Source organism: Gilliamella sp. B2911, assembly GCF_026536965.1.
In the GTDB taxonomy this organism is placed as follows: Bacteria; Pseudomonadota; Gammaproteobacteria; order Enterobacterales; family Orbaceae; genus Gilliamella; species Gilliamella apicola_E.
In genome coordinates, this window is sequence record NZ_JAFNNA010000012.1 from 51,677 (window position 1) to 75,876 (window position 24,200).

The 24,200-nt window shown below is 37.7% G+C and carries 18 protein-coding genes; 13 read left to right on the forward strand and 5 right to left on the reverse strand.

All coding sequences use genetic code 11. The features are described from left to right. Nucleotides 1-37: 37 nt before the first annotated feature. Nucleotides 38-1,804: a DUF3413 domain-containing protein gene (locus J3U27_RS09825; protein WP_267377364.1), complete on the forward strand. Its 1,767-nt coding sequence runs from the start codon at nucleotides 38-40 to the stop codon at nucleotides 1,802-1,804. A gap of 25 nt (nucleotides 1,805-1,829) precedes the next feature. On the opposite strand, the gene lipA is transcribed toward J3U27_RS09825, so the two are convergent. Both lipA and lipB read right to left on the reverse strand, forming a co-directional pair. Further along, complete coding sequence (gene lipA / locus J3U27_RS09830) at nucleotides 1,830-2,783, reverse strand: lipoyl synthase (RefSeq protein ID WP_267377365.1); 954 nt, start codon at nucleotides 2,781-2,783, stop codon at nucleotides 1,830-1,832. Nucleotides 2,784-2,793: 10 nt separating this feature from the next. Beyond that, entirely contained in the window at nucleotides 2,794-3,414 is a 621-nt protein-coding gene (lipB, locus tag J3U27_RS09835; RefSeq protein ID WP_267330897.1) for a lipoyl(octanoyl) transferase LipB, read from the reverse strand. Between the two features lie 374 nt (nucleotides 3,415-3,788). On the opposite strand from lipB, the gene aceE reads away from it, so the two are divergent. From aceE to lpdA, 3 genes are read left to right on the forward strand one after another with little or no spacing between them, the layout of a single operon-like run. Beyond that, a complete protein-coding gene (gene aceE, locus J3U27_RS09840) occupies nucleotides 3,789-6,455 on the forward strand; it encodes a pyruvate dehydrogenase (acetyl-transferring), homodimeric type (RefSeq protein WP_220224888.1) in 2,667 nt (888 codons plus the stop codon). Nucleotides 6,456-6,467: 12 nt separating this feature from the next. Continuing rightward, the gene (aceF, locus tag J3U27_RS09845) at nucleotides 6,468-8,060 is read left to right on the forward strand and encodes a pyruvate dehydrogenase complex dihydrolipoyllysine-residue acetyltransferase (protein WP_416380561.1); all 1,593 of its coding nucleotides are present in this window, start codon (nucleotides 6,468-6,470) and stop codon (nucleotides 8,058-8,060) included. Nucleotides 8,061-8,075: 15 nt separating this feature from the next. Next, nucleotides 8,076-9,500, forward strand: coding sequence for a dihydrolipoyl dehydrogenase (gene lpdA / locus J3U27_RS09850; protein WP_065561920.1), 1,425 nt, complete (start codon nucleotides 8,076-8,078; stop codon nucleotides 9,498-9,500). A gap of 774 nt (nucleotides 9,501-10,274) precedes the next feature. On the opposite strand, the gene J3U27_RS09855 is transcribed toward lpdA, so the two are convergent. Further along, on the reverse strand, nucleotides 10,275-11,453 hold the full coding sequence (locus J3U27_RS09855) for a carbohydrate porin (RefSeq protein ID WP_065561919.1): 1,179 nt from the start codon (nucleotides 11,451-11,453) through the stop codon (nucleotides 10,275-10,277). Nucleotides 11,454-11,800: 347 nt separating this feature from the next. On the opposite strand from J3U27_RS09855, the gene prfA reads away from it, so the two are divergent. The 5 genes from prfA (at nucleotide 11,801) to J3U27_RS09880 (ending at nucleotide 19,079) form a co-directional block, all read left to right on the forward strand. Next, complete coding sequence (prfA, locus tag J3U27_RS09860; RefSeq protein WP_065561918.1) at nucleotides 11,801-12,886, forward strand: peptide chain release factor 1; 1,086 nt, start codon at nucleotides 11,801-11,803, stop codon at nucleotides 12,884-12,886. Beyond that, entirely contained in the window at nucleotides 12,883-13,719 is an 837-nt protein-coding gene (prmC, locus tag J3U27_RS09865) for a peptide chain release factor N(5)-glutamine methyltransferase (protein WP_267338370.1), read from the forward strand. Before prfA ends, prmC begins: the two co-directional genes overlap by 4 nt. Nucleotides 13,720-13,736: 17 nt before the next feature. Next, complete coding sequence (gene kdsA, locus J3U27_RS09870) at nucleotides 13,737-14,591, forward strand: 3-deoxy-8-phosphooctulonate synthase (RefSeq protein WP_065561962.1); 855 nt, start codon at nucleotides 13,737-13,739, stop codon at nucleotides 14,589-14,591. Nucleotides 14,592-14,999: 408 nt separating this feature from the next. After that, nucleotides 15,000-16,415, forward strand: coding sequence for an OprD family outer membrane porin (locus J3U27_RS09875; protein ID WP_267377366.1), 1,416 nt, complete (start codon nucleotides 15,000-15,002; stop codon nucleotides 16,413-16,415). A gap of 9 nt (nucleotides 16,416-16,424) precedes the next feature. Then, the gene (locus J3U27_RS09880) at nucleotides 16,425-19,079 is read left to right on the forward strand and encodes a beta-N-acetylhexosaminidase (RefSeq protein WP_267377367.1); all 2,655 of its coding nucleotides are present in this window, start codon (nucleotides 16,425-16,427) and stop codon (nucleotides 19,077-19,079) included. A gap of 78 nt (nucleotides 19,080-19,157) precedes the next feature. Here J3U27_RS09880 and rraB read toward each other — a convergent pair whose 3' ends face one another. After that, on the reverse strand, nucleotides 19,158-19,544 hold the full coding sequence (rraB, locus tag J3U27_RS09885) for a ribonuclease E inhibitor RraB (RefSeq protein WP_065561915.1): 387 nt from the start codon (nucleotides 19,542-19,544) through the stop codon (nucleotides 19,158-19,160). A gap of 28 nt (nucleotides 19,545-19,572) precedes the next feature. On the opposite strand from rraB, the gene rnm reads away from it, so the two are divergent. The 4 genes from rnm to rluB all read left to right on the forward strand — a co-directional run bounded on the left by rnm (nucleotide 19,573) and on the right by rluB (nucleotide 22,769). Further along, a complete protein-coding gene (gene rnm / locus J3U27_RS09890; protein WP_267352656.1) occupies nucleotides 19,573-20,445 on the forward strand; it encodes an RNase RNM in 873 nt (290 codons plus the stop codon). Nucleotides 20,446-20,511: 66 nt separating this feature from the next. Next, complete coding sequence (locus J3U27_RS09895; RefSeq protein ID WP_065561914.1) at nucleotides 20,512-21,132, forward strand: L-threonylcarbamoyladenylate synthase; 621 nt, start codon at nucleotides 20,512-20,514, stop codon at nucleotides 21,130-21,132. A 29-nt stretch (nucleotides 21,133-21,161) separates the two neighbouring features. Beyond that, complete coding sequence (locus J3U27_RS09900; RefSeq protein WP_081299434.1) at nucleotides 21,162-21,866, forward strand: DUF3592 domain-containing protein; 705 nt, start codon at nucleotides 21,162-21,164, stop codon at nucleotides 21,864-21,866. Nucleotides 21,867-21,908: 42 nt separating this feature from the next. After that, a complete protein-coding gene (gene rluB / locus J3U27_RS09905) occupies nucleotides 21,909-22,769 on the forward strand; it encodes a 23S rRNA pseudouridine(2605) synthase RluB (RefSeq protein WP_267330904.1) in 861 nt (286 codons plus the stop codon). A gap of 303 nt (nucleotides 22,770-23,072) precedes the next feature. Here rluB and J3U27_RS09910 read toward each other — a convergent pair whose 3' ends face one another. Then, the gene (locus J3U27_RS09910) at nucleotides 23,073-24,089 is read right to left on the reverse strand and encodes an amidohydrolase family protein (RefSeq protein ID WP_065734544.1); all 1,017 of its coding nucleotides are present in this window, start codon (nucleotides 24,087-24,089) and stop codon (nucleotides 23,073-23,075) included. Between the last annotated feature and the right edge of the window lie 111 nt (nucleotides 24,090-24,200).

A 24,200-nucleotide genomic window follows, 5' to 3' on the forward strand; every position in this document is an offset into this window, starting at 1 on the left:
TCAATTAAGTTTTTCTTGGTAATTACTACAATTAAATATGCTCAAACTCAAAAACAATCATATCAAAGACGATAAAACCTCGCAGATAGTTAGTTGGGGGCATTGGTTTACGCTATTTAATATTCTGGTAGTCATTTTACTTGGTAGTCAATATTTGCTCATTGCTGATTGGCCCCGAACATTCATGGGGCGTTTTTATGCAATTATCAGTGCGATTGGGCATTTTAGTTTTCTTACTTTCATTGTTTATTTGATATTGCTTTTTCCGTTAAGTTTTCTTATTCACTCTTCACGATGGCAAAGGATTATTGCAACTATCGTTGCAACGATAGGAATTAGTTTACTGCTTATTGATGTTGAAGTTTTCTCGCATTTTAGGATGCATCTAAATTTATCTATCTGGCAACTATTTACCTCGGATAAAGCATCTTTTCTCAATAGTGCATTTATATTAATACCCTTTATTCTTTTGGTTGAAATATTATTCTCGATTTGGAGTTGGAAAAAACAACGCAGTTTAAGTAAACGCAAACGTTTTGCTAGACCTGTAGTAATAGGTTTTATTCTATGCTTTGTCTCATCACATTTGATTCATATTTGGGCCGATGCTAACTTCTATCGTCCAATTACGATGCAACGATCAAGCTTACCGCTGTCGTATCCGTTAACGGCGCGTCATTTTCTTGAGCGCTATGGATTTATTGAAGAGAATGGTTATCGTAATCGCGCAATTCAAGAAGGTAACCCATTTGCGATCGCTATTGAATACCCACTCGATAAAATTTCATTTAATGAAAATCAAGATAAACCGAATATCTTGATTATTGATATTAATGGTTGGAATGATCGACTATTAGCCAATAATATGCCTTGGCTGAAAGAATTTGCTAGCCAAAATATACAATTTACTAATCATTATGGCGCAAGTAGCCAAGCCTACTTAAATAACTTCTCATTATTCTATGGCCTTGACCCGAATTATTATAATAGTATCTTGGCCGGGCATAAGCCATCGGTATTATTCGAAACTGTAACGAAACAACATTATAACGTTGGTCTATTCTCGGCTGATGGTTTTTCTGAACCACTTTATCGTTATGCATTATTGTCTAATTTCACCACCCCAGATGGTAAAAAGCAGTCTAACAAGCAAACCACTGATAATTGGATGGCATGGCATGATGAACAAAATCAACTCGAAAACCACGCTCCTCTATTTTCTGTCATCCAATATTCACTGAGTGCCAAAAATAAAAAAATGCCAATAACCGAACTAGAAACAGATGCAAAAAAACTCGACCAATATTTAGAATCTTTAATTGCATATTTAACATTATCTAATGCATACGAAAACACCATAATTATTATTACCGGTTCTAATGACATAAAAATAGATGATGCTAAAAAATCTGCTTTACGTAATGATGAAGTTAGCTTTAATCGAAATACCTTAAAAGTACCATTAATTATTTCATGGCCAGGTAAAGAGGCAAAAGAAGTTAATAATATAACTTCTGAAACGGATATATTAAGAACATTAATGCAAGATGCTCTCAACGTCACTACACCTGCAAAACAGTATAGCCAAGGTCAAAATCTATTTCAAGAGCGTGAATGGATTCTAGCTGGAAGTGAAAATCAGGTTGCAGCGCTTTATGGTAATAAAACCGTGGTAATTGATGCGTATGGACGATCTAAAATCTATGATCTAAACGGTAATCAATTGAAAGATGAAAAGATAAACTTACCTACATTCTTACAAATTGTCACCGAAAATCGTCATTTTATTGTGGTAGATAATTAAACAATGTTTTCCAAAGAGGTGAATATTACTTCACCTCTTTTCCCATTGCTTGTAGATCAGCATGATAAGATGAACGCACAAATGGTCCGCAAGCTGCATGGGTAAATCCCATAGCCAGCGCCATCTGTTTTAATTCATCAAATTCCTCAGGTGAAACATAGCGTTCCACTGGCAAATGATACTTACTTGGTTGTAGATACTGACCTAAAGTTAGCATGGTAACACCATGGCTACGCAAATCTTTTAAAACCTGAATAAGTTCTTCATTGGTTTCGCCTAAACCAACCATCAATCCTGATTTTGTGGGAATTTCGGGGTGTTTTTGTTTAAACGTTTCAAGTAATTGTAACGATCCCTCATAACTTGCTCCTGGACGTATTTTTTTATACAAACGAGGAATATTTTCCAAATTATGATTAAACACATCCGGAGGGTTTTCACTTAAAACCGCAACGGCTTCATTAACACAACCACGAAAATCAGGAGTTAAAGTTTCAATTTTTATATTCGGGCTTAATGAACGAATCTCTTGAGTACATGAAGCAAAGTGACTCGCTCCGCCATCTTTCAAATCATCACGATCAACAGAGGTGATCACAACATAACGCAATTTCATCTCTTGAATTGTTTGCGCAAGCTTATTCGGTTCCTCACGGTCTGGTGGCAAAGGGCGACCATGAGCAACATCACAGAAAGGACACCGACGAGTACAAATATCCCCTAAAATCATAAAAGTCGCGGTCCCATGATTAAAGCACTCCGCCAAGTTAGGGCATGAAGCCTCTTCACAAACCGAATGTAACCCATGTTTACGCATCGTATTTTTAATATGCGTAATATTTTCTGTATTTGCCGACAACTTAATTCTCATCCAATCAGGTTTTTTTAAAGGAGCTGTATCCTCTATAGTGATTGAGGGAATTAGACGCGTTTTTTCGGCATCACGATATTTTGAACTGCGGATTTCAGTATTTTGCATAATTCACATCTTAATAGTTTGGTAGCTGATTAATAAAATAATCAGTCAATAAATGGTTAATCTCTTGGCGATCAATTTTTGAAACATATTGTTTCAACTGCGTCATTTCTAATCCAGCATAACCACATGGATTAATATAATTAAAAGGAGTGAGATCCATATCGATATTAAGGGCTAATCCATGTAAGGTACAGCCACGCTTAATATGTAATCCAAGAGAACAGATCTTCTGTTGATTGACATAAACGCCCGGAGCGTCTTGTTTTGAATAGGCGACTATCTCATAGTGTTTTAATGTTTGAATAACACTATTTTCTAAATAATTGACGACATCACGAATACCTATTTTACGCCTTTTTAAATCCAATAAGATATACATAATTTGTTGTCCAGGCGCATGGTATGTAATTTGACCACCACGATCAGTTTGCACAACAGGAATATCCGTTTTAGTAAGCAGGTGCTCAGGTTTTCCAACCTTACCTTGAGTAAAAACCGGAGGATGTTCAACTAGCCAAATCTCGTCTTGAGTTTGCTTATCACGCTGCTGAGTAAAATCATGCATAGCTTGATAAGTATGCCAATAAGGCATAGTGTTTAACTCTTTAATAATGACGTTTTTACTTGGCATATTATCTGTCAATTCAGTCTTAATTTAACAATAAATTAACAACTATATAGCAGATTTTACTATAACTTGACAACCGCTAACTATTCAAGGTATAACTCAAAACGCAGTATTCTTTCCAATCTCATGAGTTAAATTTGACTTATATCAAATAATTATCTTTTTATTTATATTAATAATTGAAATAGTTGATTAATTTAATAGGAATTAACATTCTTTTCAGAGCGGTGGTTTGCTTTACTTTTTAATGGAAACTGGCAGACTGATATCAATTAAGCATCCGTAATGCAAAGTTGAAGCTTATAATTTTAGTTATGGCGTCTGTTATAGCTAAGGATAGCAAAAACTGCATTTTTTAAACAAAAAAGAGGTTTTATATGTCGGACATGCAAATGAATGATATCGATCCAGTCGAAACAAAGGATTGGCTGGAAAGTTTAGATTCTATTATTCGAGAAGAAGGCGTCGAACGTGCTCAATATATTATTGAACAGATTGTCAATAAAGCTAGAGATGGTGGTGTACCTTTACTATTTGGTTCTTCAACCAGTAACTATATAAACACAATCCCTGTCGAAGAACAACCAGCATATCCAGGTGATTGGGAAATTGAAAGACGAATCCGTTCAATTGTTCGTTGGAATGCAATTATGATGGTCTTACGAGCTTCTAAAAAAGATTTAGAGCTTGGTGGTCATATGGCATCATTCCAATCTGCTGCTACATTTTATGAAGTATGTTTTAACCATTTCTTCCGTGCTCGCAATGAAAAAGATGGTGGGGATTTAATCTATTTCCAAGGTCATATCTCACCGGGTATCTACTCACGCGCTTTTATTGAAGGTCGTTTAACTGAAGAACAGCTTGATAACTTTAGACAAGAAGTTCACGGTAAAGGTTTATCATCTTATCCTCATCCAAAATTAATGCCGGAATTCTGGCAATTCCCAACCGTATCAATGGGGTTAGGACCAATTAGTGCAATCTTCCAAGCTCGCTTTTTAAAATACTTAAACCATCGTGGTTTAAAAGATACCACTGAACAAACGGTTTACGCGTTCTTAGGTGATGGTGAAATGGATGAGCCAGAAGCAAAAGGTGCAATCACGGTTGCAACACGTGAAAAACTTGATAATTTAGTCTTTGTTATCAATTGTAACTTGCAACGTCTTGATGGCCCGGTAACCGGTAATGGCAAAATAGTGAACGAACTAGAAGGTGTGTTTGCTGGCGCTGGTTGGAATGTGATTAAAGTACTTTGGGGCGATCGTTGGGATAAATTATTGCAAAAAGATAAATCAGGGAAATTAATTCGTTTAATGAATGAAACTCTTGATGGCGATTATCAAACTTTCAAATCAAAAGACGGCGCTTATGTACGTGAACACTTCTTTGGAAAATATCCTGAAACGGCTGAATTAGTCAAAGATATGTCTGATGAAGAGATCTTCAGACTAAACCGTGGTGGTCAAGACCCCGAAAAAATGTTTGCTGCATTTGCAAGAGCAAAAGAGACAAAAGATCGCCCAACAGTTATTTTAGCCCACACCATTAAAGGTTATGGAATGGGTGAAGCCGCAGAAGCGAAAAACATTGCACACCAAGTCAAAAAAATGAATATGGATGGCGTTCGCCATGTTCGTGACTTCTTCAACATTCCGGTTACTGATGAAGCACTCGAAAAATTACCTTATATCAAATTCGAAGAACATAGCCCGGAATACAAATATATTCATGAACGACGTCAAGCATTACATGGTTATGTGCCTTCACGGCTAACTAAATTCTCAGGAACGGTTTCTATCCCTCCTTTAAGCGAATTTGCGCCGTTACTTGAAGCACAATCTAAAGAAATCTCAACCACTATCGCTTTTGTGCGTGCGCTTAACATCATGCTAAAAGATAAAGACTTAGCACCGCGACTAGTACCAATTCTCGCTGACGAAGCGCGTACGTTTGGTATGGAAGGTCTCTTCCGTCAAATTGGTATATATAACCCACATGGTCAACAATATACCCCACAAGATAAAGAGCAAGTTGCTTACTATCGTGAAGATGAAAAAGGTCAAATTCTCCAAGAGGGTATTAACGAATGTGGCGCGACTGCATCATGGTTAGCGGCTGCTACTTCTTATAGTAATAACGATTTACCGATGATTCCTTTCTACATCTATTACTCAATGTTTGGCTTCCAACGCATTGGTGATTTAATGTGGGCGGCGGGTGACCAACAAGCTCGAGGCTTCATGATTGGAGGAACTTCTGGTCGCACTACATTAAATGGTGAAGGCTTACAACACCAAGATGGTCACAGCCATATTCAAGCATTAACCATCCCTAACTGCTTATCATACGATCCAGCCTACGCTTATGAGGTCGCGGTTATTATGCAAGATGGCTTACGTCGTATGTATGGTGAACAAGAAAATGTTTACTACTACATCACCACACTAAATGAAAACTATGCCCAACCTGCAATGCCTGAAGGTGCAGAAGAGGGGATTCGTCGTGGTATTTATAAGTTAGATACCGTTGAAGGCCAACAAGGCAAACCAACAGTTCAATTATTAGGTTCTGGATCAATGCTACGTCATGTTCGTGAAGCGGCTGATATCCTTGCTAAAAACTATGGCGTCAGTTCTGACATTTACAGTGTAACGTCATTCACCTTACTTGCTCGAGATGGTCAAGATTGCGAACGTTACAACATGTTACATCCAAGCGAAGAAGCAAAAGTGCCATATGTTGCTCAAATAATGAATAACAATCCTGCTGTTGTTTCCACTGATTACATGAAACTCTATGCAGAACAAATTCGAGGATTTGTACCAGCAGAAAGCTACCGAGTACTCGGTACAGATGGATTCGGTCGTAGTGATAGCCGAGAAAATTTACGTCATCATTTTGAAGTCGATGCATCTTATGTTGTGATTGCAGCACTAGGAGAACTAGCTAAACGTGGTGATATTCAGCCAAGTATTGTTGAAGACGCGATTAAAAAGTTCGAAATCAATGCTGACAAACTCAATCCACGTATTGCATAAGAGGTAAAAATAATGAGTATTGAAATAAAATTACCTGATATCGGAAGCGATGAAGTTGAAGTAACAGAAATCCTAGTTAAAGTCGGCGACAAAGTTGATGTAGATCAATCACTATTAACTGTCGAAGGCGATAAAGCATCGATGGAAATACCGGCACCACAGGCTGGTATTGTGAAGTCAATCATTGTCAAAGTTGGCGATAAAGTGACGACAGGTGTTAGTATTATGGAATTTGACGAAGAGGGCGCAAGCGCGTCAAAAACGCCTGCTCCAGAAGTTTCAGCTCCAGCTCCAGCTTCTGCGCCAGCACAAAATAGTAGCCAAGTCGTTGATGTTAATGTTCCAGACATTGGTGGCGATGAAGTAGAAGTGACTGAAATATTAGTTAAAGTTGGTGACTCAGTTTCAGTTGATGATTCACTCATCACCGTTGAAGGTGACAAAGCCTCGATGGAAGTACCCGCAACTATAGCTGGTACAGTAAAAAGCATCACTGTTAAAATTGGCGATAAAGTCAAAACTGGCTCCAAAATAATGGAGTTTGAAACGAATAGTGCACCCGTTAAAGCTGAACCTGCGCCAGCTCCAGCTCCAGCTCCAGCTCCAGCTCAAGCTCAAGCTCCTGCACCTGCACCAGTTGCTGAGACAGCTAAACCTGCACCAACTGCAAATGAATTTGTAGAAAACGATGCTTACGCACATGCCACACCATCAGTTCGACGATTAGCAAGAGAATTTGGTATCAATCTTGCAAAAATCCAACCTACAGGCCCTAAACATCGTGTACTTCGTGAAGATATCCAAAACTATGTCAAAAATGCCGTAAAACAAGTCGAAAACGGTGGATCATCTGGTGCATTCCCTGGATTATTACCATGGCCAAAAGTCGATTTCAGTAAATTTGGTGAAATTGAATCTTTACCATTAACTAAAATTCAAAAAGTTTCTGGTGCAAATTTACATCGAAACTGGGTGATGATTCCTCATGTCACTGAATTTGATGAAACAGATATCACTGAACTAGAGGCATTTCGTAAGCAACAAAATGCTGAAGCAGAAAAGAAAAAACTCGATCTCAAAATTACTCCGCTCGTGTTTATCATGAAGGCCGTAGCGAGTGCTTTAACTGCTTATCCGCGTTTTAATAGTTCATTGTCAGAAGATGCACAAACTCTTATCATTAAAAAATACATCAACATCGGTGTGGCAGTTGACACGCCAAATGGTTTAGTTGTTCCTGTATTTAAAGATGTAAATAAAAAAGGCATTATTGAACTTTCACGTGAACTTGCTGAAATCTCCAAAAAAGCGCGAGACGGTAAACTCACAGGTAGTGATATGCAAGGTGGTTGTTTCACTATTTCCAGTCTTGGTGGCATCGGAACGACATCATTTACCCCAATTGTAAATGCGCCAGAAGTGGGCATACTTGGTGTATCTCGCTCAAGTATGAAACCAGTATGGAATGGTAAAGAATTTACACCACGCTTAATGTTACCTTTATCATTATCCTTCGATCACCGAGTGATTGATGGTGCAGATGGTGCACGCTTCTTAAGCCATATTGTTAATGTTTTATCCGACTTACGTCGACTAGTGATGTAAGGGGGGAAATCAGTTATGAGTCAAGATATCAAAACACAAGTTGTTGTATTAGGTGCTGGGCCAGCGGGTTATTCCGCCGCTTTCCGTGCCGCCGATCTTGGATTAGATGTGACATTAGTCGAACGCTACTCAACTCTAGGTGGTGTTTGCCTTAATGTTGGCTGTATTCCTTCTAAAGCATTATTGCATGTTGCTAAAGTGATGGATGAAGCAAAATCCCTCACCGAACATGGCATCCATTTTGGAACGCCAAAGCTAGAACTCGACAAAGTTCGTGCATGGAAAGAAAAGGTCATCAATCAGCTTACTAACGGGCTGGCAGGCATGGCCAAAATGCGTAAAGTTAATGTGATTCAAGGTGAAGCGCAATTCACCGGTAGTCACACAATGGATGTCACCTCTGCCAAAGGGATAACTAAAATTACCTTTGATAATGCTATTATTGCAGCAGGATCTCGACCAATAACCTTACCATTCATTCCTCATGACGATCCTCGTATATGGGACTCAACCGATGCGTTAGCATTAACCACTATTCCTAAAAAATTACTGTTAATGGGTGGTGGTATTATTGGTCTGGAAATGGGTACCGTATATCACGCATTGGGTTCAGAAGTGGATGTGGTTGAAATGCTAGATCAGGTGATCCCAGCTGCGGATAAAGATGTGATAAAAGTCTTTACCAAACAAATTCAAAAGAAATTTACCTTACGCTTAGAAACTAAAGTAAATACGGTCGAAGCCAAACATGATGCAATCTATGTCACCATGGAAAAGAAAGATGGAACCATCGAAACGCACACTTACGACGCAGTACTAGTGGCGATAGGTCGAGCGCCAAATGGTAAACTTATCAATGCTGAAAAAGCTGGAGTAAATGTGACCGATCGTGGTTTTATTGAAGTCGATAAACAGATGAGAACTAATGTTCCACATATCTATGCGATCGGTGATATTGTGGGTCAACCAATGTTGGCTCATAAAGGGGTTCATGAAGGGCATGTTGCAGCTGAAGTGATAGCGGGTAAAAAACATTATTTCGATCCGAAAACCATACCATCCATTGCTTACACCGAGCCAGAAGTTGCCTGGGTAGGATTAACTGAAAAAGAAGCGAAAGCAAAAGGTATCGATTATGAGGTCGCCATATTCCCATGGGCAGCATCAGGGCGAGCAATTGCGTCTGATTGTTCAGAAGGGATGACTAAACTAATCTTTAACAAAGCCGATAATCGCCTTCTTGGTGGTGCGGTAGTTGGAGCGAACGGTGGTGAACTACTTGGAGAGATCACTCTTGCTGTAGAGATGGGCTGTGATGCAGAAGACATTGCACTAACCATCCACGCTCACCCAACCTTACATGAATCAATTGGACTCGCGTCCGAAGTGTATGAAGGTACGGTTACCGATCTACCTAATCCAAAGGCCGTTAAAAAATAAGTAATATCTACTCTTATCATTGAAATAATGCCGTTAGCTTACTAACGGCATTTTATTTTTCTTGCTTGAGAACATTGACATCCCAAACTTCCCGATTAAATGAGTAAAAAAGGGGAGATAACTATCTAATTCATCAGAATAATCTAACCTACTTTTATTATCCTGCGATTTTTAACCGCTAAATTTTTTCACATTATCGGAAAGTACGAATAAAAAATTACAATTTTAACAATCCTATTTATTAAAAATGATCTAATTATTCGCAAAATGATAAATTACGATATCAAAAAAAGTTGAGGAGCGGGGTTTTTGAAGGTGTTTTTTGCAAAATCATAGAAAATAAAATTGTAGCTAAAATTCTTTTTTATAATGAGAGTCTTCTAATTGATAGGGAATATTTGATTTTAATATCTTGCGATTTTTAACCGCTAAATCTTTTCACATTATCAGATAAGTACGAATAAAAAATTACAATTTCAACAATCCTATTTATTAAATATGCTCTAATGATTCGCAAAATGATAAATTACGATATCAAAAAAAGTTGAGGAGCGGGGTTTTTGAAGGTGTTTTTTGTAAAATTATGGGAAATAAAATTGTAGCTAAAATTCTTTTTTATAATGAGAGTCTTCTAATTGATAGGGAAGATTTGATTTTAATATCATTAATAATTATTAATTGGTTGATCATTTCACCAACTAGCCAAAAGCAATAAAAAAGCCAGTTTTAAAAATAAGCATTAAACTGGCTTAATCGAGAATTTACTTCAACTAATTAAAAGAAGTATTTAAATCTTACACGAGCACCATAACGATCATCGGTGTTATCGCCATGAGATTTACTTCTATCAAGTAATGACCAATAAGCACCTAAATAGATATTAAAATTATCCATATCTAACACATCATCAATTAGATATGAGGCATTAACAGTATGAATTTTATATTTACCTTTGCTATTTATATGGCCATCTTTAACACGATTATATGGATTAAATTTTTTGATATCATTGTTCGCAAATAAGTAACCTAAGCCGATTTTTTCCCAAACAATATTTGTGCCAATGGTCATATCTTTTTCATCTTTAGCATTCATATAAGCAAAGCTGGCATTAAATCTGAATCCTGCTGCATCCCAATCGCCTTGATTGTTCCATGAAAAAGTCGCGCCATAACCAGTTCTTTGTGATTGATCGCGGAATTTACCGTTATCATCATGATAACCGTAAGCATTTTTTACCACATTTGTTTCGGCAGCAATTGCGGTTGAAATGCTTTCATTTTTCCAAGATAAAACGGGACGTAAATAGACCACGTTTTTCTTCTTATCGATTTCATAACCATGATAAGCCGATTTATTAAACATTTTCTCGCCATTATTGACCAATGCATTTAACTCAAAATTGACATTATCAAATAGCGGTGTATTTAATTGAATACCGCCACCATTATTACTACGACCACGACCCTCTTTCAACATATAGATATAGCCAAAGCCGTCTTCATATAAATCATTGGCAGTATTACCTGAATATTCAATAAAGGTATCTTGTCCAAGCGGGAACATATCATAAGCTTCATAACGACCAATTTTAATATTCCACTCGTTTTTCTGACCAAAATAAAATGCCGCATCATCCAGATTCACATCACCACCTAAATCTGCTAAGGGTTGCACCACGAATCCAGCAAAGTTTTTGTTGTTAATTTCACGATAGCCATCTAAACCAATCAATATACGACCATTGATATCCCAACGATCTTTGTCAGAAGGTTTATTTTTTTTATCAGCAGTCTCCCTCAAAGAGCTAAGTTGCTGTTTGCTACTAGCGGCATCCACATTAAATTCGACGTCTCCATATAACTTTAACTGTCCTTGCGGAGTATCCCATTGAATAGCCGCATTTGCCATTGAACTTAACCCAATCAGACTACACATAAACATCTTCTTCATAAAATTAACTCCTTGAATAGTTATAATATTTAACAACAGTTTTATGTATGCGATAACAAAATTTAAAGCAAAATGGTGGTTCAATTTTAATAAAAGCGTTATTGATTCGTGATGACATCGTTTACAAATGATGTTATATGGAGTTAAGTAAATTTAAAATGACCAAAATTGAAATCTGTGACACGTGTAACATTTTTTATTCAATCTAATAATCATATCCTCACCAATACAGTGCGATTAACAATATTGTTTAGCTTAGCCATAAGTAAGTAGAAACTGTATTTTAAAGGCAATTAAGTATATAATGCCGGGCAAATTCAATTAATCATTATCAAATATATAGAGTTATGAAACCTTCAATTATCAGTAAATTGGAAACGCTACAAGAGCGTTATGAAGAGGTTCAAGCATTACTATCTGATGCAACGGTTATTGCCGATCAAAACCGATTTCGAACCCTTTCAAAAGAATATGCACAATTAACCGATGTGGTTAAGTGCTTTGCTAATTGGCAGCAAACTCAAGAAGACATCGAAACTGCCAAGATGATGCTATCTGATCCTGAAATGAGTGAAATGGCTCAAGAAGAGTTAAATGAGGCCATGGCTCAAGTTGAACAGCAAGAAAAACAGTTACAAGTACTTTTATTACCGAAAGATCCGAATGATGACTACAACTGTTTTGTTGAAGTTAGAGCAGGCACAGGCGGTGATGAAGCTGCAATTTTTGCTGGTGATTTAGCCAGAATGTACACAAGATACGCCGAATCTCGCAACTGGCGTGTTGAAATCATGAGTGCAAATGATGGTGAATATGGCGGTTATAAAGAAGTGATCATGTTAGTCAGTGGTGATGGTGTTTATGGCCACTTAAAATTTGAATCAGGTGGACATCGTGTTCAACGCGTACCTGAAACTGAGTCACAAGGTCGTATTCACACATCTGCTTGTACTGTTGCTGTTTTACCTGAGATTCCTGAAGCAGAAATGCCAGAAATCAATCCAGCGGATTTAAAAATTGACACCTACCGTTCATCCGGTGCAGGTGGTCAGCATGTTAATACCACTGATTCAGCAATCCGTATTACCCATATTCCAACTGGGATTGTGGTTGAATGTCAGGATGAACGTTCACAACATAAAAACAAAGCGAAAGCGATGTCAGTATTAGTTGCACGTATTCAAGATGCCGAAGCGCGCAAACGTCAACAAGAAGAAGCATCAACCAGACGTAACTTATTAGGTTCGGGTGATCGTTCAGACCGTATCCGAACATATAATTATCCTCAAGGACGGGTTACTGACCACCGTATAAATCTTACCATTTATCGCTTAGATGAAGTGATGGAAGGTAAATTAGATATGCTAATTGAACCAATAGTACAAGAGTACCAAGCAGATCAGCTTGCAGCGTTATCGGAACAGGATGAATGACCTATTTAGAATGGCTTAAATTTGCGTCGCAAACCTTAACTGAAAGCGAAAGCCCAAAACGTGATGCAGAAATTTTATTGAGTTTTGTAACTCATAGAACACGCACCTTTTTAATGGCTTTTAGTGAAACATCATTAACTGACGATGAAGTCACTGCGTTAGATGCTTATTTAAAAAGACGTCAAGAAGGTGAGCCAATTGCCTACATAACAGGTGAAAAAGAATTTTGGTCATTAAAATTTAATGTCTCCAACTCGACATTAATCCCGCGCCCCGATACTGAAAAGCTTGTTGAACTTGGTTTAGAATATTTGCCAAAGGCACCTTGTGAAGTTTTGGATTTAGGGACTGGAACCGGAGCGATAGCAATCGCCATGGCAACTGAACGTCCTGATTGCTTATTTACCGCAATCGAAAAAAACAAAGATGCGTTAATATTAGCTCAAAAAAATGCCAAGCAAATCGATGTTAATAATGTTTACTTTTTACTGGGTGATTGGTATAAACCAATAAAAAATCGTAAATTTTCTATGATTACCAGTAATCCCCCTTATATTGATCCAACCGATGTTCATCTATCGCAAGGCGACGTTCGTTATGAGCCTCGTAGCGCATTGGTTTCTGAAGATGATGGACTTGCCGATATTAAAGTCATAGTACAAGGCGCTACTAAACATTTAAATCAATATGGTTGGCTGCTAATCGAGCATGGTTGGAAGCAGGGCTTAGCGGTACAAACTATTTTTAAACAACACGGATTTCAATTAGTCGAAACCTTCACCGATTACAGTGGCAATGACAGAGTCACACTTGGTCGTTGGTTTAAACCTTAACTAGGAATGAGTTTATGATTAAACAAAAAAAAGTAAAAGTAGGTAATATCACGGTAGCTAATGATTTACCGTTTGTATTATTTGGTGGTATGAATGTGCTTGAATCACGTGATTTAGCCATGAAAATTTGTGAACATTATGTCACAGTAACCGATAAACTGAATATTCCTTATATTTTCAAAGCCTCTTTTGACAAAGCTAATCGCTCATCAGTTCACTCTTATCGAGGACCTGGGTTAGAAGAAGGGATGAAAATCTTCCAAGAATTAAAACAGCAATTTGGTATAAAAATTATCACTGACGTTCATACCGAAGAGCAGTGCCAACCCGTTGCCGATGTCGTTGACGTTATTCAATTACCTGCTTTTTTGGCAAGACAAACAGACCTAGTTGTTGCAATGGCGAAAACTGGTGCGGTAATCAATGTCAAAAAACCACAATTTGTCAGCCCAGGACAAATGGGCAATATTGTCGAAAAATTTGAAGAAGCGGGTAATGACCAAGTTATCCTTTGTGATCGTGGTAGCTGCTTTGGTTATGACAACCTTGTTGTTGATATGCTTGGCTTTAACGTAATGAAAAAAGTTAGCAAGGGTTCGCCAGTGATTTTTGATGTAACTCATGCGCTACAATGTCGTGACCCAATGGGAGCAGCATCAGGTGGTCGTCGTGGTCAAGTTACTGAATTAGCTCGTTCAGGTATGGCGGTAGGTATTGCTGGATTATTTTTAGAATCACATCCTGATCCAAGTCATGCAAAATGTGATGGTCCATCAGCATTACCGTTAGCAAAACTTGAACCATTCTTAAAACAGATGAAAGCCATTGATGAATTAGTAAAAAGTTTTGAAGAGCTAGATACTGAAAACTAATTGCGCTATCAATTCCAAAGAGAAATGTTATACATTTCTCTTTTTTTTACCTATTACTCACCTCATTAAACTTATTCATTTCATGACTAATTCTGCCCATAATTTCATGACTTAAAAACCATCAAAAAAATAGAGCTTGATTAATTTATCACGTAAAAAAAGAGCCGAAAATCCCACAAAAATAAGCCGAATTCTCATCATTTTGGTGATTTAGATCACGAATTTAGATTAATTAATTTGCGAACTAAAATATGTTTATGCATTATAAAAATGCATATTTGTCCAATCTCCACCTAAATATGTTTCGTAGTTTAGAAAGCAATTCAAAGTAATAAACAATTCAGTTTGGCTTATAACATCCGATTAAGGAAATTTAACGGTCAGTTATATAATTATGGGAATGAAATTATGAGTCTGGATAATGCACTTGGTTTACCCTATCGTTTTAATCATTTTACTAAACTTTTTTTATCGATAACCATTTTAAGTAGCATATGCCCCGCACAAGCTCAATATGCTAGTGAATTTATTGATGATGCATCATTAACCGGTAACGTATTTTTTTGGAATCGCGATCGAGAAAGAAAAAATATTGAAGAACATAAATATGAAAAAAACCTCAGGCACTCATCATTCAACACAAATTTAGATTTTAGATCAGGCTATATTGCTGATCACCTTGGTATTGAACTGGGCGGATATGGTGCATGGGAAGTCAGTAACGGTGGCAATGGTCATCCTAATGAAATTGGTTTTAGTGGTGCACGCACCGTCTGGGATGATGATTGGAAAAAAGATGTCAGTGGTGTGAGCTTTTATAAAGCGCAGGTCAATTTTAAGCAAGATGAATTATTTTGGCTAAAAGCCGGTTTTATTCAGCCATCTGGTCAAACACTATTAGCCCCTCACTGGAGTTTATTACCGGGTACTTATCGAGGTTTTGAATTAGGCACAACGCTCGATTTTGATCAAGCTGGTGCCTTATCGATGTCTTATATGTGGACAGATAAATATAAAGCGCCATGGTACAAACGCCTTTATGAATTTAAACAATGGAGAAAAGGGAAGAAGATTGATTATCTACACTCAGCCGGTTTGAAATATGACTTTAAAAATGATTTAGTGTTAGAAACCGCCTTTGGTCAAGCCAAAAATTACATGAATCAATATTTTGGTAAAGCATCTTATAAAACAGATATGCTTGATAATCCGTTAACCATGAGTTATCAATTTTATGGCGCCAAAGACCAGTCTCATAAAGGGGATAAGGTCTATGACGGCTTAGCATGGTTACAAGCGGCAACATTAGCTTACCAAGTTGGACCAGTTGGTTTACGCCTTGAAGGGGTAGCAATTAAGGCTGAAGGTAAACAAGGCTTCTTTTTACAACGTATGACGCCATATTATGCTTCATCTAATGGACGACTAGATGTTTGGTGGAACTCACGATCGGACTTTAATGCTAATGGTGAAAAAGCCCTATTTGCTGAAGTGACTTACGATTTGGGGAATCTATCAACGTATCTAACCGGCTGGAGAACGGGCGCATCTTATGCTTTTGGTTGGGATGCGAAACCAAATTCAATAGCAAAAAATCAAAAGAATCGCTTAGTTGAATCAGCTTACAATTTTGATTTAGGCTACACTATTCAAGACACTTGGGCTAAAGACACCTCTTTCCAATTACATTACACCAAATATAATAACCATGAAAATCATATCAAAAGTTGGGGTGGTGGATATGGCAACATTTTCCAAGATGAACGAGATATCAAGTTTATTGTCACAATACCTTTCACTGTGTTTCAAGCAAAGCAAAAATAGGGAAATATTATGAAAAAATCTAAAATATTGTTTACTTCAATCGTTTCTCTGCTAAGTTTTGGAGTAGCTTCTTCGGCTTACGCCTCTCAGAAAATTGTTGATGAAATAAGTTCAAAGCTTAGTGTCAAATATACTATTGTTGATAATCAAGCTGGTGAACATGGTGTTGATTGTGCAATTTTAGGTGCTGATTGGGCTTCTTGTTTCAAAGCCACAATCTCGCTAAACAATGATGGCGAAGCTATCAACGACAAAGATTGGGCAATCTATTTTAGTAGTATCAGAATGATATTGGCGGTTGACAATGATCAATTCAAAATCACTCATCTTACCGGTGATCTTCATAAAATAGAGCCAACTGAAAAATTTACCGGATTTCCGGGTAAAGCCAGCATAGATATACCTATTATCGGTGAGTATTGGCAGTTAAGCGAATCGGATGTTATCCCTCGCTGGTATGTAACATCCACCGACGCCACACCTAAAGTGATCAGTAATACTGAATTGGATGATTTTGTTTCCCTAACTGGTGAACAGTGGAAGCGCACGCCCGATGATCATAATATTTTAATGACGACGGTTAATCGATTTGAACGTAATGCCGATATTAAGCCACTTGATAAAAAGGCCATGCGTGGGCAAATTATTCCAACGCCGGTGAAACTTACCCTTGCTGAAAAAGATATACAGCTTGGTAAAAATGGCATTCATCTTCAATTAAAAGGACTTAATGACGCCAGCTTAGCCGTACTCAATCAACAATTTAACAATTTAAATATCCCATTAACGGATAAAGGTTATAAGATTGTAGCAAATATTGATGCGGCCAAATTTAAAAATGGCGTATCAGGTGCTTATCAACTGAATATTGGCGATAAGCAAGCGACTATAACTGCCTTTGATGAACGCGGAATTTTTTATGGTGTAGAATCGATCTTATCGTTGATTCCCGTTAACGAAAACCCAACCATTGCTATGCTAAAAGTCGAAGATTACCCACGCTTTGACTATCGGGGCATTATGTTAGACACCGGACGTAACTTTAAAACAAAGCAAGCGGTGTTAAGATTACTCGATCAAATGGCGAGTTATAAATTAAACAAATTCCATTTTCACCTTAGTGATGATGAAGGGTGGCGAATTGAGATCCCAGGTCTTCCGGAATTGACCGAGGTCGGTAGCAAGCGTTGTCATGATCTGAGCGAAAACAAATGCCTATTACCGCAATTAGGATCAGGGCCTGATAGTGATAATTTAGGTAGTGGCTATTTTAGTCGTGATGATTACATTGAAATTGTCAAATATGCTAAAGATCGCTTTATTGAGGTGATCCCTGAAATTGATATGCCAGCACATGCCAGAGCGGCAATTGTGTCTATGGAAGCACGTTATCAACGACTAATGCAAGAAGGCAAACAAGCAGAAGCTAATGAGTTTCGTTTAGTTGATCCAAGTGATGATTCAAATACCACAACGGTACAATTTTACGATCGAAAAAGTTACCTAAATCCTTGCTTAGATTCATCTAAACGCTTTGTCGATAAAGTGATCACAGAAATTGCCAAGATGCATAACCAAGCAGGACAACCACTGACTGTTTGGCACTTTGGCGGTGATGAAGCCAAAAATATTCGACTTGGTCCGGGATATCAAGATATCCACGCAAAAGAGGCGGGTAAAGGCTTAATCGATCAAAGCATTGAAGATCTACCGTGGGCAAAATCCCAAGCCTGCCAAACATTGGTTAAACAAGGCACCATTAAAGATATAAAACATCTACCGAGTTATTTTGCTATTGAAGCCAGTAAAATAGTTAAAAATCATGGCATCAATCACATGCAAGCATGGCAAGACGGCGTAAAATATGCCGAAAGTGCCAAAGACTTCGCTGTCGATAAAGTCACTGTTAACTTTTGGGACACACTTTACTGGGGTGGTTTTGACTCAGCGAGTGAATGGACCAACAAAGGTTATCAAATAGTGATATCGAATCCTGATTATGTTTATCTTGATTTTCCTTACGAAGTTAATACGTTAGAACCCGGTTATTATTGGGCTACTCGTTTTAATGATGAACGTAAAATATTTAGCTTCGCGCCGAATAACTTACCCCAAAATGCTGAAACATCCGTTGATCGTGATGGAAACCCATTCAATGCTAAAGGCACGTTAGATTGGTCTGGCAGTTACGGCTTATCCGCACAACTATGGAGCGAAATTGTTCGTACTGATAATCAGATGGAATATATGATATATCCAAGGTTAATAGCTGTCGCGGAACGAGCATGGCATCAAGCTGATTGGGAAATTGCTTACCAAAAAGATCGTGAATTTTCGAAAGGAACGACGCATTATGTCGATCAAAACCAATTACTTAAAGATTGGACATTATTTGCTAATTTAGTGGGACAACGCGAATTATCCAAACTTGATTTAGCCAAAATTGTTTATCGCTTACCGACACCGGGGGCGAAAATTGAAAATGGTAAACTCATTGCTAATATCGTCTATCCGGGATTAGCCATTGAATATTCAACTAATCAAGGCGAAAGTTGGCAGCGTTATAAAGGACCCGTTGCCATTAACAATGTTGAACATGTATTGGTTCGTAGTGTCTCTCCAAATCAGAAAAGAACCAGTAGGGCTGTAGGCTTAAAAATGTAAAATATAATTCTTATCCGCTATTTTAGCGGATAAGAATAAATCCCAAAAAGTTGAAGGGTGATTAAGAAGGGGGATTAATTAGTGCAAAGTTTCCACATCTTCAGCATCATCATCACTGCCATCCTCGAAGTAGGTTCCCCAACCGTCATAATTAACCCCGAATTGGTTTGCCAATGTAATCACCTGAGCAATTTGATTATTGATTGACTCAGCATTTAACGGACTTTCAGCGATAATATCAAAACCAATAACAACATTGCCCTCATCATCAACATCCTCATCAGGATCGGTTGCTTCATAGCCTAATTTATAAGCTTCTACCGCCACTTTTTCGAGCTGATCGAAGTTTTGTGATGAGATATGGTGCTCAATAATATACATAGCATGTGGATCACTACCGTCTTCTAAAAGTTCCTGAATAATAGCAAGAGTGTCTTGCTGAGCAAGCTGAATTTGATCTTTCATAATATACCTTTTAGTGGTCGTGCAAATTGTGTGGTATATTACACGTTTAAAAATAATTTTCGAGAAAAAAGTGATTGTCGACTTACATTCGCACACAACTGCATCAGATGGCATCTTAACGCCAACTGAACTGGTTAAAAGAGCAGCAGATAATCAAATCAACATGCTAGCTATCACCGATCACGATACGATCAAAGGTTTGCCTGAAGCAAAAGAGACTATCGCGCGTGAAAACTTACCAGTAAAATTGATTTACGGTGTAGAGATATCGACGATATGGAAAAATAGCGAAATTCATATTGTTGGATTGAATGTCGATATTGAAAATACGCAGTTGCTTGAATTGTTATTAGCCCAAGAAAAAGGCCGAATTGATAGAGCAATAAGCATTAGTGAAAAATTGGCTAAAGTCAATATTCACGACGCTTATCAACAAGCCCAACAATATTCGAAAGGCGATATCGTTTCTCGAGCCCATTTCGCTCGCTTTTTAGTGGCTAATGGTTATGTCAAAGATATGAAACGAGCATTTAAAAAATACCTAGGCAAAGGTGGTTATGCTTATGTTCCGGCCAATTGTTGCGGTATTGCTGATGCGATTAATGCCATTCATTCTGCTGGTGGACAAGCTGTATTAGCACACCCATCTCGTTATGATTTGACCCTAACTAAATTAAAATTATTAATTAGTGAATTTAAAACATTCGGCGGTGATGCGATTGAAGTTTCACAAAGCCGACAAACACAAGATGATTTACAAAAACTAGCCAAACTGGCTAATGAATTTGAGTTATTGGCTTCGCAAGGCTCTGATTTTCATGATTTGGTTAATTATCTTGATTTAGGTAAAACAACACCATTGCCGGGTAGCGTAACACCTATATGGCATGATTGGGTATAAATTAAACCGTGATGAAAAACCCCGTTCCTCACATTTTTTAACCAGCAATCAACAAAGAAGAATATTATGAGCCAAACATTTTATATTCACCCAGATAATCCACAAACAAGATTATTAGATCAAGTTGTCAAAATATTAAATGACGGCGGTGTGATAGCATTTCCGACTGATTCCGGTTATTCGCTAGGTTGTTTGCTTGATAACAAGTATGGTGTAGATCGCATTTGCCAAATTCGCAACCTTGATAAACACCATAACTTCACCTTAATGTGTCGTGATCTATCCGAACTCTCATCTTATGCGTTCGTTGATAACACCACTTTTCGGTTGCTAAAAAACAATACACCAGGAAAATACGTCTTCATCTTACCTGCAAGTAAAGAAGTGCCACGACGCTTAATGAACGAAAAACGCAAAACCATAGGACTGCGCATTCCCGATAATAAAATAGATTTAGCGCTTCTCGAATTACTTGGACAACCTTTAATGACCACCACGCTAATTTTACCTAACGAAAATGAAGCCCAGTCTGATCCTGAAGAGATAGAAGATAAAATCGGTCATCAACTTGATGCCATCGTTCATGGTGGCTATATCAGCGAACAACCAACCACAGTTATTGATCTAACTCACGATTATCCTGATATTATTCGAGAAGGAAGTGGTGATACTTCACCTTTTAAATAAAAAAAATTAAACATTATATAGGGAAAGAAATGAAGAAAATAATGGCACTTATTTTAATTATAAGTATTGGATTAATGTCATTGGTACTCTATCTATCGATAAAACAGATCAATTTTATCAACTCTTCACTAAGTACTACCGGCACCGTTATTGACTTTGAAGAGTCCTATTCAAAAGATTCTAATGGCAATCGATCTGTATCTTATTATCCTATCTTTCAATTTGTTGATACTCAGGAACAAGTCCGAAAGGTTAAATCAAATGTTGGTAGTAATCCTTCAGCTTATCAGAAAGGTGATGTGGTTGATATTATCTATGATCCGCAAAACGCTGATCATGCTAAAATTAACGATACTTTCTCAATGTGGCTTGGAGAAATAATTTTAGGCATACTCGCAAGCCTACTATTTTTAACAAGTGGTGGTTATTTTTATTTTAAATCCAAAAAAAATAAACTAAAACGAGCATTGTTAGCAAGTGGCCGACAAATTGAAGCCAAGATAAATTCGATTGAAAAAAATACCGCATTAACTGTCCGAGGTCGCTCTCCTTACATCATTTATAGTCAGTGGCAAGACAGAACAGCACCCGATGAGATTCATCTTTTTAAAAGTGAAAACATTTGGTTTGATCCAAAACCTTTCATTAATCAAGAGACAATAACCGTCTATATTGATGAAGCAAACCCAAAACGTTATTATGTCGATATTCGTTTTTTACCCAAGGTAAAATAAACCAACTTTAGATAAAGATACCTGTGAAGGTAGCGAGGCAAAATGAAAAAATTGAATTCTGAAAAATTACAAAAAGTATTAGCCAATTTAGGCAATGGTTCTCGTCGTGAGATTGAAGCCATGATCGTAGCTGGCAAAATTAGCGTTGACGGTAAAATAGCAACGCTAGGTGATCGCGTTGACGTCAATGCCAACCCTAAAATCCGTATCAACGGCCACTTAGTCCAGTTAAGAAGCAAAGAAAAAGAAGTCTGTCGCGTACTAGCTTACTATAAACCAGAAGGGGAGATCTGCTCTCGCCATGATCCGCAAGGTCGTGCAAACGTATTTGAACGATTACCACGAATAAAAAACGCACGCTGGATCAATATTGGTCGGCTTGATATTAATACCTCTGGATTATTACTCTTCACCACCGATGGCGAACTAGCTAACCGCCTTATGCACCCAAGGCATGAAATCGAACGGGAATATGCGGTACGAGTATTCGGCAATATTACCGACCAACAACTGAATCAACTTCGCAAAGGTGTACAGCTTGAAGATGGTCCAGCTGCATTTAACTCCATCAAACCACAAGGTGGGGATGGCTTAAATCAGTGGTTCAATGTGGTTATTACTGAAGGTCGCAACCGAGAAGTCCGTCGCATGTGGGAAGCCGTAGGTGTCCAAGTTAGCCGATTACTCCGAATTCGCTATGGTAATATCACCTTACCGAAAGGCTTATCTCGTGGCACATGGATGGAACTAGGCATAGACTCGGTTAATTACTTACGACAATTAGTAGGCTTACCAGAGGAAGTAAAAAGCTTTACCAGCAAATCAACCTCAGAAAAGCGCATTCCAAAACGGGTTAAACTCAATCCAAGAACGAATAAACGCGTAAGCAAAACTCGCATTTAAAGTGCGATTAACCCTTAAATAAAATATTATTTAAGGGTTAAAAATCAATCCGCCAACCAGTCTTAACTTCTTTCATCAAGATGATCCCATTTTATCAATAGACCCATGAACTAAAACAATTATACGCGTAATCTATCTTCAAATTTCTACAACTCTAATCAAAGCAGATTAAATAGTGAAAAGACGATACGTAAGTAAGCTAAAAATAAAAAAATAAAGAGAAATGAAAACTATCGTCTATAAACAAAAAAATCCCACAAAAAGTGAGATTTTATAAAAATTTAAAATCAGATTTCTAGGCAATTATTCAAGCCCTAAAACCATTCGCCCATTTTTGGTTGCAACATTCACCACATTATCTAAATCAGTATAACGACAACCCGTCACGAGTAATTTAAGCTCTTCCCACATATTACCGGTTGAAAAAGGTAACATATAATCACTCACATTATCCGTACCGATTGCAACAGGAATACCCGCAGCAGCCAGTTCATCCACAGGCGTTAAAGAATTACGAGTAGGGCCATGTTCTTCACGACGAGGGCTATCAATCCAAGCAAATGGACAAGCAATCACCATCATCTTTGCCTCTTTCATTTTTTGATAAAGTTTTTGGCGATATTCCAAACTATGCGCAGTAATCGAAATACTATGAATAGCGACCACCTTACCATGCATACCATGCTCAATAGTTTTATCGGTAAGTTGCTCAGTCTCGATCTCATCTGATGAATTAAATTGATCAACATGCACATGTACCATTTTGCCTAATGATTTACCTGTTTGCATCAACACATCTAAATGGACAAGCCCCATACCTTCACCATGATCACGCTCATCACGACGAGGCAAGCCACCGATAATATCCACTAAATCAGCCCCTTTATCAAACCAATAACGCGCCTCTTTATCAATAACTCCTTTAAGCGTTTGGTTCACTAATTTAATGGTAATATCTTTTTTATACGTCTCACGCGCCCGCAGAGCACCTCGAATAGCCCGTTCCTCAGCAATCGGATCAATATCAACAAACGACCCCATTGCTGACACACCTTGCTCAATCATCCGCTCAACTGCCATGCTAAAATGGCGATAATAATCATCTTCGCTCATAGCGGCTTTTACTTTATCAAGCGTATCCCATTTCTCAATCAACGTCTGTTTTTGATAGACATCAAAACTATCAACCGTAATGGTAAAAGCACGGTCTGCGTGCATATGTGAATTAACCCAACCACCATTTTGCTTAATTTTATTCATCAAATATGCTTTTAAACTTTGATCTCGACTCGTTGATAACAGGGTTTTACTATCGGTCATAATGGGCCTCTACAATTGAGTTACTTTTAAAATTAATTGGACAAAAAAAATCCCCCAAAAAGGAGGATCAAACTACTTTACATTCATTATTGTTTAGGACTGCAAAATTAC